The sequence below is a fragment of the Streptomyces cinerochromogenes genome (assembly GCF_014648635.1).
Classification (GTDB): domain Bacteria; phylum Actinomycetota; class Actinomycetes; order Streptomycetales; family Streptomycetaceae; genus Streptomyces; species Streptomyces cinerochromogenes.
The window spans coordinates 14,284-25,545 of record NZ_BMRM01000008.1; the positions used below are offsets into that span (position 1 = coordinate 14,284).

10 protein-coding genes are annotated in these 11,262 nt (G+C 75.3%); 2 read left to right on the forward strand and 8 right to left on the reverse strand.

Going from position 1 to position 11,262, the window contains the following annotated elements:
- Positions 1 to 21: 21 nt before the first annotated feature.
- Both IEZ20_RS16890 and IEZ20_RS16895 read right to left on the reverse strand, forming a co-directional pair.
- Positions 22 to 1,131, reverse strand: a complete 1,110-nt coding sequence (locus IEZ20_RS16890) for an enolase C-terminal domain-like protein (protein ID WP_189299279.1) — start codon at positions 1,129 to 1,131, stop codon at positions 22 to 24.
- Positions 1,132 to 1,133: 2 nt separating this feature from the next.
- Complete coding sequence (locus IEZ20_RS16895) at positions 1,134 to 4,178, reverse strand: FAD-binding and (Fe-S)-binding domain-containing protein (RefSeq protein WP_189299281.1); 3,045 nt, start codon at positions 4,176 to 4,178, stop codon at positions 1,134 to 1,136.
- A gap of 157 nt (positions 4,179 to 4,335) precedes the next feature.
- Here IEZ20_RS16895 and IEZ20_RS16900 point away from each other — a divergent pair, with 157 nt between their 5' ends.
- Positions 4,336 to 4,773 carry a MarR family winged helix-turn-helix transcriptional regulator gene (locus tag IEZ20_RS16900; protein WP_189299283.1) on the forward strand — a complete coding sequence of 146 codons (438 nt, stop codon included), beginning with the start codon at positions 4,336 to 4,338 and terminating at the stop codon, positions 4,771 to 4,773.
- A gap of 143 nt (positions 4,774 to 4,916) precedes the next feature.
- Positions 4,917 to 5,501 carry an isochorismatase family protein gene (locus IEZ20_RS16905; RefSeq protein WP_189299285.1) on the forward strand — a complete coding sequence of 195 codons (585 nt, stop codon included), beginning with the start codon at positions 4,917 to 4,919 and terminating at the stop codon, positions 5,499 to 5,501.
- A gap of 34 nt (positions 5,502 to 5,535) precedes the next feature.
- Here IEZ20_RS16905 and IEZ20_RS16910 read toward each other — a convergent pair whose 3' ends face one another.
- The 6 genes from IEZ20_RS16910 to IEZ20_RS16935 form a co-directional block, all read right to left on the reverse strand.
- Positions 5,536 to 5,721: a hypothetical protein gene (locus tag IEZ20_RS16910; RefSeq protein ID WP_373303938.1), complete on the reverse strand. Its 186-nt coding sequence runs from the start codon at positions 5,719 to 5,721 to the stop codon at positions 5,536 to 5,538.
- Positions 5,722 to 5,861: 140 nt separating this feature from the next.
- The gene (locus IEZ20_RS16915) at positions 5,862 to 6,230 is read right to left on the reverse strand and encodes a DUF6479 family protein (protein WP_229896110.1); all 369 of its coding nucleotides are present in this window, start codon (positions 6,228 to 6,230) and stop codon (positions 5,862 to 5,864) included.
- A 183-nt stretch (positions 6,231 to 6,413) separates the two neighbouring features.
- On the reverse strand, positions 6,414 to 6,686 hold the full coding sequence (locus IEZ20_RS16920) for a hypothetical protein (protein ID WP_189299288.1): 273 nt from the start codon (positions 6,684 to 6,686) through the stop codon (positions 6,414 to 6,416).
- Positions 6,687 to 6,767: 81 nt separating this feature from the next.
- Positions 6,768 to 9,218: a SpoIIE family protein phosphatase gene (locus tag IEZ20_RS16925; protein WP_189299290.1), complete on the reverse strand. Its 2,451-nt coding sequence runs from the start codon at positions 9,216 to 9,218 to the stop codon at positions 6,768 to 6,770.
- Between the two features lie 202 nt (positions 9,219 to 9,420).
- Positions 9,421 to 10,686: an MFS transporter gene (locus tag IEZ20_RS16930; protein ID WP_189299292.1), complete on the reverse strand. Its 1,266-nt coding sequence runs from the start codon at positions 10,684 to 10,686 to the stop codon at positions 9,421 to 9,423.
- On the reverse strand, positions 10,683 to 11,213 hold the full coding sequence (locus tag IEZ20_RS16935; protein WP_189299294.1) for a GNAT family N-acetyltransferase: 531 nt from the start codon (positions 11,211 to 11,213) through the stop codon (positions 10,683 to 10,685). Before IEZ20_RS16935 ends, IEZ20_RS16930 begins: the two co-directional genes overlap by 4 nt.
- Between the last annotated feature and the right edge of the window lie 49 nt (positions 11,214 to 11,262).

Below are 11,262 nucleotides of genomic sequence, written 5' to 3' on the forward strand. Positions count from 1 at the left end.
CTCCTGCGTGCGCGGTGTCGGTCACTCCACCCGGTAGGGCGCGGCCCGCTCCTCGGCGAGGGCCAGGCCGAGGCCGGGTGCCCCGTCGGCGCCCGGGGTGATGCTGCCGCCGCCGGGGTCGAGGACGCCGTCGAACAGGAGCCGTTCGATGCGGACGTGGTCGTGGAACCACTCCAGGTGGCGCAGGTTGGGTACGGCGGCGGCCGCGTGGGCGTGGGCGTGGGGGGCGCAGTGCCCGGAGACGTCGATCCCGCGCGCGTGGGCGAGGGCGGCGGCGCGCAGCCAGACGGTGATGCCGCCGCACCGGGTGACGTCGGCCTGGAGGCAGTCGACGGCCCCGGCGGCCAGCATGTGCTCGAAGTACGGCAGGGCGTAGCCGTATTCGCCGGCGGTGACGTCGATCGGGGTGCGGCGGCGGATGTCGGCGAGGGTGGTGAGGTGGTCGGAGGAGACGGGTTCCTCGAACCAGGTGACGCCCTGGTCGGCGAGCGCGTCCGCGAGGCGCAGGGCCTGGCCGCCGGTGTAGCCGCCGTTGGCATCGACGTAGAGCTCGGCGGTGTCGCCGATGACGGCCCGCGCGCGGGCGACGCGTTCGAGGTCGCGGTCCTCCCGGGTGCCCCACGACTCCCCGATCTTGATCTTGACGCGGGGGATGCCCTGTTCCTCGGCCCAGCCGCGCAGCTGGCGCTCCTGCCGGGCGGTGTCGTAGGTGGTGAAGCCGCCGCTGCCGTAGACGGGGACGTCGTCGCGGGCGGCGCCCAGCAGGCGGACGAGGGGCAGGCCGAGCAGCCGCGCCTTGAGGTCCCACAGGGCGATGTCGACGGCGGCGATCGCCTGGGCCGCGACGCCGGGCAGCCCGGCGTTGCGCACGGCCCGGCACATCCGCTCGTTGGCGCGCGGCACGTCGTGGGCGGACAGGCCGGTGACGGTGCCGGCGAGGAGTTCGCGGACGAGGTGGGCGGTGGCGGCGGGCGCGTAGGTGTAGCCGAGCCCGGTGGTGGTGCCGGCGCGGGCGGTGACCAGGACGAGGGTGGTCCTGTCCCAGGCGAGGGTGCCGTCCGCCTCCGGGGTGTCGGTGGGCACGGTGTAGACGGCGGTGTCCACGGCCTCGACGGCCGGCTGGTCGCTCATGGTCACCTCCTCGGCTGCCGCAGGGCGCTCACGGCTCCCACGGCGCCCAGGGCCAGGGCGGCCACGGAGGCGGTCGTCGCCCAGCGGGCCGTGCGGGACGGCTCGGCGGGGCGGTCGGCCAGCCGCTCGGGACGGTCGCTGGGCAGGGTGCCGTCGAGGGCGAGGGCGAGGACCTCGGCGAGGTGGAGGGCGCGGCGGCCGGTGCCGCCCTGTTCGATCTGGGTGCGGCAGCTGAAGCCGTCGGCGAGGACCACGCTGCCCGGGGCGGCCCCGCGCACGGCGGGCAGGACGCCCTGCTCGGCGACGGCCATGGACACCTCGTGGTGGCCGCGTTCGAAGCCGAAGTTGCCGGCCAGGCCGCAGCAGCCCTCGTCGAGCACCTCGGCGTCGAGGTGGGCGCGGCGCATGAGTTCGCGGTCGGCGTCGAACTTCATGACGGCGTGCTGGTGGCAGTGCGTCTGCACGGTCGCCTGCCGGGCCAGGTGTGGCGGCTCCCAGTCGTCGGGGGCGTGGTGGACGAGCTGTTCGGCGAAGGTGCGCGTCTGGGCGGCGAGCCGCTGCACGTCCTGGTCGCCGGGCAGCAGTTCGGGGGCGTCGGCGCGGAAGACGGCCGTGCAGGAGGGCTCCAGGCCGATGACCGGGGTGCCGGCCTCCAGGTAGGGGCGCAGCACGTCGAGGGTGTGCCGCAGCACCCTTTTGGCCGTGGCGAGTTGGCCGGTGGAGATCCAGGTCAGTCCGCAGCACACCGGCCGGGTGGGGACGGCGACGCGGAAGCCGGCGTCCTCCAGGACGCGGACGGCGGAGGTGGCGATCGAGGGGTGGAAGTAAGTGCTGAAGGTGTCGGGCCACAGCACGACGGTGCGCGGGTCGGCGGGGTCGGGCTCGTCCCGGTCGCGTGCCCGCCACCACTGGAGGAAGGACTCCTCGGCGAACACGGGTGCCGGGCGGGCCTCGTCGATCCCGGCCAGCCGCTTGCCCAGGCGCGCGAGGCCGGGCGCGTGGAGCGCCGAGTTGACCAGGGACGGAGCGGTGCGGGACAGGCGGGCCCAGAGGGGCAGCCAGCCCATGGAGTAGTGGGCCATGGGACGCAGCCGTCCCTCGTAGTGGTGGGACATGAACTCGGCCTTCAGGGTGGCCATGTCGACGCCCGTCGGGCAGTCGGACTTGCAGCCCTTGCAGGCCAGGCAGAGGTCGAGGGCGTCGTGGACGGCGGTGGACCGCCAGCCGTCCCGGATCGCGGAGTCGGCATGTCCGTCGAGCATCTCGAACAGCAGCCGGGCCCGGCCGCGTGTGGAGTGCTCCTCCTCCATGGTGGCCCGGTAGGAGGGGCACATGACGCCGCCGGAGTGGCCGCGGCAGTTGCCGATGCCGACGCAGCGCATGACCGCGCGGTTGAAGGAGTGGTCGTCCTCGGGGAAGCCGAAGTGGGTCGTCGGGGTGGCGGGCCGCCAGGCCGGGCCGAGCCGCAGCTGTCCGTCGACCGGGTTGGGGTGGACGACCTTGCCGGGGTTCATCCGGTTGTCCGGGTCGAAGAGGGCTTTCAGCTCGCCGAACGCGGTGACGAGCCGTTCCCCGAACATCCGGGTGAGCAGCTCGCCCCGGGACTGGCCGTCCCCGTGCTCGCCGGAGAGCGAGCCGCCGTAGGAGGCGACGAGGTCGGCGGCGCGCTCCAGGAAGCGGCGGAAGCCGGCCACGCCCTCGGCGGTCGTCAGCCCGAAGGGGATGCGGGTGTGGACGCAGCCCTGCCCGAAGTGGCCGTACAGGGACGGGTGGCCGTAGTCGAACTCGGCGAACAGGTCCTTCAGGTCCCGCAGGTAGTCGCCGAGCCGTTCGGGCGGTACGGCGGAGTCCTCCCAGCCCTCCCAGGTCTCCCGGTCGTCCGGCGGGCGGGCGGTGACGCCGAGTCCGGCCTCGCGGGCCTTGAGCATCTTCTGTTCGCGTTCGGGGTCGTCGGAGAAGGCGACGTTCGCCTCCTTCTCCCCGCGGCCGATGGCCCGCAGCAGCGCGTGCGCCTGTTCGTCGACGTCCTCCTGGCTGTCGCCGCTGTACTGCACCATCAGCCAGCTGTCGCCCTCGGGGAGGTTGTCGAGGGATTCCAGGTAGGCGCCCTCCTCGCGCATCAGCTGGGCCATGCGGCCGTCCAGGGCCTCCAGTTGGGTGGGCGAGCAGTGCTCCAGGAGGCGGGGGACGTCGTCGGCGGCGGCGCAGATGTCGTCGTAGCCGAGGACGAGCAGGGACTGGTACGGCGGCACGGGGACGAGGTCGAGTTCGGCGCGCAGGACGGTCACCAGGGTGCCCTCGCTGCCGACGAGGGCCTTGGCGACGTCGAATCCGTTCTCGGGCAGCAGGGAGTCCAGGTTGTAACCGGAGACCCGGCGGGGGATCTTGGGGTAGCCGCGGCGGATGTCGGCCAGGTACTCGGTGGCGATGCGGTCGAGGCCCGCGTAGATCTCGGCGAGCCGGCCGCCTCCGGCGACGATCCGGGCGCGTTCGTCGGGCGGGGTGGGGCCGACCCAGGCGCGCTGTCCGTCGTAGGTGAGGATCTCCAGGCGGCGGACGTTGTCGACGGTCTTGCCGTAGGCCTGGGCGGAGGCCCCGCAGGAGTTGTTGCCGATCATGCCGCCGAGCGCGCAGTGGGTGTGGGTGGACGGCTTCGGCCCGAACTGGAGCTTGTGGCGGGCGAGTCGCCGGTTGAGTTCGTCCAGGACGATGCCGGGCTCGACCACGCAGGTGCGCCGTTCGGGGTCGACGGAGAGCACCCCGGTGCAGTACTTGCTCCAGTCGATCACGACGGCGGTGTTGGTGGACTGACCGGCGAGACTGGTGCCGCCGCCCCGGGAGAGGACGGGGGCGCCGAAGCGCGCGCACACCGACACCGCCCGGGCTCCCGCCTCGACGGTGCGGGGCACGACGACGCCCAGCGGGACCTGCCGGTAGTTCGAACCGTCCGTGGCGTAGGCGCCTCGGCTGCCCGCGTCGAAGCGGACTTCGCCGTCCACCTCGGCGCTCAGGGCCGCCTCCAGGCCGGACCTGTCCGGAGGGGTCATCTGCGCTCCTCTTCGCTCCATGGGGCACCGACGTGTCTGCACCTGCCGTGCCGGCGTACCGCGCCGTCCGCGGCACGGCGAGTACCCCGGCAAATGGACAGTCAAAACTGAACAGTCTCAGCTGGACAGTTCCGGCTGCTGGTCCTAGCCTGGCGGCATGGCCGACATCTCCGACTCCGCCGCCCGCGCCGCCCGCGATCTGCGCGTGGTGTTCAGCAGGCTGCGGCGCCGCATCCGGGAGGTGGCGCAGGACGCCGACCTCAGCCCCTCTCAGGAGTCGGCGCTCACCCTGGTCGGCAAGCACGGCGCGGCCACGGCCAGCGCGCTCGCCGCCGCCGAGGGGGTGCGTCCGCAGTCCATGGCCACCACGCTGGCCGCCCTGGAGCAGCACGGGCTGATCCGGCGCGCCCCCGACCCCGACGACGGCCGCCGCCAGCTGGTCACGCTGACCGACACCGGCCGGGCCCGCGTCGCGGGGAACCGGCAGGTCCGCGAGGAGTGGCTGGCCCGCGCCTTCCAGGACCGCTACACGGAGGAGGAGCGGCGGACCGTCCTCACGGCGCTGGAGCTGATGGACCGGCTGTCCCGACCGTGACACCCGGCCCCCGACCGCCCCGGCCTTGATACCGGCCCCGCCTCCGGCCCCCGGGCCGCCGGCTACGACGCCGCCGGCCACGACCCTGTCCGACCGGTCCGCCGGCCGGACCGCCCCGATCTCCCGAAAGGCCTGCCCGACCCATGTCGCTCACCGCGCTCGACCCCCGCACCGCCCTCGTCGCGATCGACCTCCAGCACGGCATCGTGGCCATGCCCACCCAGCCGTACCCCGGACCGGACGTCGTCTCCCGTACGGCCGGGCTCGCCGAGGCCTTCCGCTCCCGCGGCCTGCCCGTGGTCCTGGTCCGGGTCTCCTTCGCGCCCGACGGCGCCGACGCCGTCCCCGGCCGCACCGAGCGCGGGCCGCGCGGGCTGGCCTTCCCCGAGGGCTGGGACACCGTCGTCGACGAACTGACCGGGAACCCCGGCGACATCCGGGTCACCAAGCACAACTGGAGCGCCTTCCACGGCACCGACCTGGACGTCCAGCTGCGCCGCCGGGGCGTCACGCAGATCGTCCTGACCGGGATCGCCACCAGCATCGGCGTCGAGTCCACCGCCCGGGACGCCTACGCGCACGGCTACCACGTCACCCTCGCCACCGACGCCATGGCCGACGCCGACGGCGAGGCGCACGCGAACAGCGTCGAGCGGATCTTCCCGCGGCTCGGCGAGACCGGCACGACCGCCGAGATCCTGGAGCTGCTCGCCAAGACCCACCCCTGACCGCACTGCCCTGGCTACGTCGCTCGGCCGCCGTTCAGTCCTCGCCGCGGACGATGTTGTCCTCCGGCTCCGGGCCCTCCCGGCGCGCCGAGGCACCGTCCAGGACGGCGGGCACGCAGGTGCGCACTCCCCGGTGCCGCAGGCGGTGGGCGGTGGCCCAGCCCGTCTCCGCGTCGGGTACGGCCGGTTTCTCGCTGGCATGCGCGGTCACGTCGTTCATCTTCCTTCGGTGCACCGCCGCTGCGGGAGCGTGTCCCCACCGGCGGAGCCGTTCGCCGGGCCCGCCGGCCCGGGGCTGCGATCTGTGTCCGACCGGGTCCCCGGGCCGCGGGCCCCGCAAACGGGGGTGTGGGCGGCGGCTCAGGTCCGGCCGCCGCCTCCCCCGCCGAAGGAGCCGCTGGAACCGGGCGACCAGCGGGGGCGGCGCTGGTCGTCGGCGCGCTTGGAGCCGACGTTGCCGAGCTGGTGCGGGGTGAGGCGTTCGCTCTCGTCGGCGGCCCGGGGCACCTCGTCGGGTTCGCGGACCTCACGGGTCTCGCGAACCGGCCCGGACGGCGGCATCCTGGGCTGCTCGTCGGGCCGCGGCGGCGCCGGCTCCCGGTCCCGCACCTTGCTGCCCATCCGGAAGGCCCAGATCAGTCCTGCGACGCAGGCCACACCGGCGACCAGGATGAGGACGTACCCGAAGACCTGCGCGCCGGTGGCCGCTTCGTACATGGCAGTGTTCATGACCGCCGGGTACCCGGCGGGGCCCGGCGGATGCGCGGACGGGCACATGCCACGGCATGGCGGCGGGACGGCTGGGCGACGGCGGTCGCGGGGCCGGGGGCAGGTGGGACGGCGCGGTGGTGGGCCCGTCGGCCGGCACCGCGCGTCGGCGGTCCGGCCCGGGCGGGCTGGGGCGGGGGTGGGTCAGTCCGGGGGCTGGGCCGCCTCGCGTTCCACCTCCGCCTCGATCTCGGCCCGCGGGCGTCCCGTATCCCTGGCGTACTCGCTCACCGCCGTCTGCACATCGCGGGCCAGGTCGCGCCAGGCGCGCAGCGCGGTCTCGTAGGTGCCCGACTGGGCTCCGGTCATCCGCCGCTCGGCCGGCGGGCCGTAGGTGGTGCGGAGGTCCTCGACCGTGGTGCGGGCCGCTTCGGCCGCGCGCTGCTTCTGCACCAGTTCTTCGAAGGTGTGTGCCACATCAACCGACCCTAGGCACCGCGGCCGGAGCCCGCCCGTCCAACCGGCCTGAACGGCTCCCACCCGTACCCGGGTGGCGGGTCAGCCGTCGGGTACGAGGTCCGCCCAGACCTGCTTGCCGCCGCTCACCGGAACCGTCCCCCACGCCTCCGACACCGCCTCCACCAGCAGGATCCCCCGGCCTCCGGTGGCCTCCCAGCCGATGCTGGCGGGCTTCACGGGGCTGCGGGGCGAGGAGTCGGCGACGGCGAGCCGCAGCCGGTGGTTGACCAGGCTCATGTCGAGCCGGACCGGGCCGCCGGTGTGCACCAGGGCGTTGGTGACGAGTTCGGAGACGACCAGCAGGGCCGTGTCGAGGGTGTCCGGGGAGACACCCCAGGAGCGCAGGGTGCGCCGGGTGAAGCGGCGGGCGTGCCGCACCGCCTCCGGCACCCGCCACACCGTCCAGCTCTCCCGCAGCGGCCGTACGGCCATGCCGTCGTAGCGCATCAGCAGCAGCGCCACGTCGTCACCGCGGTGGGCGCCGGTGAGCAGGGCGTCGGCGACCAGGCCGAGGTGGGCGGGGTCGGCGGCGGCCAGTTCGCGGGCGAGGCGGTCCATGCCGGCGTCGAGGTCCGTACCGGGCGACTCCACGAGGCCGTCGGTGGTGAGCGCGAGCACGGTGCCGGGCTGGAGGCGCAGCGGGGTCATCGGGAAGTCGGCCTGGTCGAGCACACCGAGCGGCGGGCCGCCCTCCGCCTGCACGATCTCGGCGGTGCCGTCCGGGTGCCGCAGCACCGGCTGGACGTGCCCGGCGCGTACGCACCAGGCGGTGCCCTGTTCCATGTCGACGTCGACGTAGGCGCAGGTGGCGAAGAGGTCGGTCTCCATGTCCAGCAGCAGCCGGTTGGCGTGCGCGACGACCACGTCCGGGGGGTGCCCTTCGGCGGCGTAGGCACGCAGCGCGGTGCGCATCTGGCCCATCAGCGTGGCGGCGCCCGCGTTGTGCCCCTGGACGTCGCCGATGACCAGGGCGACGTGGTTGTCGGCGAGCGGGATCACGTCGTACCAGTCGCCGCCGACCTCCAGGCCCGCCGTGGTGGGCAGGTAGCGGGCGACAGCGACCGCGCCGGGCAGCCTGGGCAGGCGGCGCGGCAGCAGGGTGCGCTGGAGCATGCCGACGAGTTCGTGCTCGGCGTCGAAGGCGTGGGCGCGCAGCAGGGCCTGGCCGGTCAGGCCGGCGCAGGCGGTGAGCAGGGCCCGCTCGTCGGGGGCGAACTCGTGCGGGCGGTCCCAGCCGATCAGGCAGGCGCCGGCCATGCGCCCGCCGGCGGGCAGCGGCAGCACCGCCAGGCCGCCCGGGCCGACCTCCGCGAGGGCGGGCTCCAGGGGGCTGCCGGCGGGCCAGATCCGGGCGCGGCCCTCGCGCAGCGCGGCGCCCAGGGTGGGCATGGCGCGCACCGGTGCGTCGGGCCACTCGGTGCGCCACTCGCTGCGCCACACCTCCGGCCAGGCCTCCGGTTCGGGCGGGTCGAGGACCGTGACGACCAGCCGGTCGTTCTCCAGTTCGGCCAGGGCGATCCGGTCGGCCTGCAGCGGGCCCCGCAGGGCGGCGACGACGGCCTGGCCGACGTCCTTGACGGTGCCGGCGGTGGCGAGGGCGGCGGCGAGCCGCTGCACCCGCGCCACGTCGGTGACGCCGGAACGCAGGGCCGAGGCGTCGGCGACGGTGCCGACCAGCCGGGCGGGCCGGCCCTCGCCGCCGGGTTGCAGCCGGCCGCGCAGCCGCAGCCACCTGGGCCGGCCGCCCGGCTGCAGGATGCGGAACTCCAGCTCGCGGTCGCCGATGGACATGTGGTCGGCCTCGACCACGGACATCAGCGCGGGCAGGTCCTCGGGCACGGCGCGGCCGAGCAGGGTCTCCACGCGGCCGTCGAAGCTGTCCCGGCCGATCCCGAAGAGCCGCAGGATGGCCTCGCCGACCTCGACCCGGCCGGTGTCCATGGCCAGGCTGAAGGCGTCCTCGGGCAGCTCGCCCGTGTCGCCGGCGGCGGGCGGGGCGGGGACGGCGACCGCGCGGGTGATCAGCTCCAGGCAGGCCCGGTCGTCGGTGCCGAACCCGCCGGGGTGCTCGCCGACGGCCAGCAGGCAGCCGCCGCCGGCCGGGCCGAGCGGCAGGACGGCCAGGGAGAAGTCCGGGGACGGGGTGCGGCGGGCGTCGGGGCACGCGGCCAGCTCGGCGGGGCCGAGCCAGCGCGGGCGTCCGGTGCGGTGGGTCTCGGCGACCGGGAAGGCACCGGTGGCCGGGTAGCAGTCCCGCAGGCCGTACAGGGTGCGGGGCAGGCCGGCCGACTCGGCGAGGCAGAGCTGTGCGGTGTCGTCACCGGGCGTGTACACACCGGCGAAGGACGCTCCGGCGAACACCAGCGCCTGTTCGAGGAGCCGGCGGAGCCGGTCGGGGGTCGGCGGGGTCGCCATCAGCGAGGCGAGGGCGACTTCGGCACGCTCCGGCGCCGTTCTCGTCCCGCTGACCGCAGCGCCCTCACTCACCACGTCGCCATTACAGCGCGTATGAGCCCCCCGCGCAGCCCCTGTGACCGGCACCGGGCGCTGTCGCGCGGGTCGGGCCGGCTGTCGGATCAGACCGGCCGCGGGCGGGGCGCGGTGCGGCCGGCCCGAGCGGGGTCCGGTCCGCCGCGCGAGGGCGTGCCGGCCGCCACGACGCCGGGACGACCCGCACGACAGGACCCGGTGCCTAGGCGGGCGTCGTCCCCGCGCCCTCGCTCCGGATGCCCTTGCTCAGGGTCGCCGTGACCGCGGCGGCGGTGACCAGCGCGGGGAAGACCAGCAGGGCCGGTCCCGGGGGCCAGCGGGCGAGCAGCGCGCCGGCCAGGGCGGGGGCCAGCGCGGCGGCCGAACCGGCGGCGAGCAGGACGCCGGCGACCACGCGGCCCTGGAGGTGGTCGGGGGTGACGGCGGCCTGGTGGGCGAAGAGGGCCGCGTTGGCCGTGGGCCCGAGGAACACCGCGGCGGCCAGCGGTACGGCGGCCGGGATCGTGCCGGCCAGCAGCGCGCCGGCCGTCATCAGCACGGCGGTCGTCCAGCACAGCAGCGTGATCAGGGCGGGCAGCCGCAGCCGCCGCTGGAGCGCCGGGGCGGCGAGGGCGCCGAGCAGGCCGCCCAGCGCGAAGACCGTGCCGGCGACCCCCACCAGGGCCGGGGAGACACCGGCCCGGCGCAGCGCGAGGGTCATCGCGAAGACCATGCCGGTGAAGGCCATGTTCAACGGGGCGGCGATCAGCAGCAGGGCCCGCAGGAACGGGTGCCCCAGCAGGAAGCGCAGGCCCTCCTTGGTGGACGCGCCGACAGGCGGGGCGGGCTCCCGCCGCGGCTGCTGGAGGGGGCGCCGGATGCGGCTGACGGCCGCGAGGGACAGCAGGAAGCTCAGGGCGTCGCAGAAGAAGGGCAGGGCCCGGCCGAGCCCGAACAGCAGGCCGCCCAGGGGCGGGCCGGCCAGCGTGACGCCGTAGGTCCGCGCCTCGTTGCGGGCGACGGCGGAGGTCAGCTGGCCGGGGCTGACCAGGGAGCGCACCGAGGCGTGCTCGGCGGTGCTGAAGACGGCCGTGGCGGCGGCGCCGGCGACCACCACCGCGAGGATCACCGGCAGGCTCGCCCCGCCGGCCACGACCGCCCAGCCGAGCAGGGCGTACGCGGCGAGCCGCAGCACATCGCAGGTGATCATCAGCCTGCGGCGGTCGAACCGGTCGGCGAGGACTCCGGCCGGCAGCCGGCACACCAGCGTGGTGACGAGCCCGGCGGTGCCGACGAGTCCGGCGCGCGCCGGGGACCCGGTCTGCTGGAGCACCAGCAGCGGCAGAGCCAGTTCCACCATGGCACCGCCCAGGTCGGACAGGCACTGTCCGGTCCACAGGAGGGTGAAGTCCCGGTTGCGCCACAGCCCGTCCCGCGGCTCCCCGTCCCGGGTCCCGGCGGCGCTCCCGCCGAGCGGCGCCCGGGTCATACGGAACCCTCACCGTCGGGGTCCTTGGTGGGGATCACCAGCAGTTTCGTCACGGAGCCGTCCTCGGCGACGACATCCCGGACATGGCGGAAGCCCAGGCGCTCGCACATGGCGAGGCTGGCGGTGTTCCCGGCGCCGACCATGCCGTAGGCCTCGGTGAGTCCGAGGTTGTCGGCGGCGTGCCGGAGCAGGCCGCGTACCGCCTCGCCGCCCAGGCCGCGGCCCCAGTAGCCGGGGGCGAGCGCGGTGACGAGTTCGTGTCCGTCGACGTTGCCGGTCGGCTTCACCTCGGCGTGGCCGACGTAGGCGCCATCGAGCCACAGGCCCCAGATGTCGAAGCGGCGCTGGGGGTAGACGTCGGTGAGGATGGCGCGGAACAGCTCACGGAGCTGCGGTTCCGGCACCTGGTCCTGGCCCATCCAGCGGCACACCTCCGCGTCGCGCAGCAGGGCGACGAAGACGTCCTCGTGCTCGGGCCGGTAGGGGAGGAATTCCAGGCGTGCGGTGCGCAGGACGGGGATGGTCATGGCGGGCTCCTCGGGAGTGATGCGGTGGGGCGGGGGCCGAGGGCGGTGG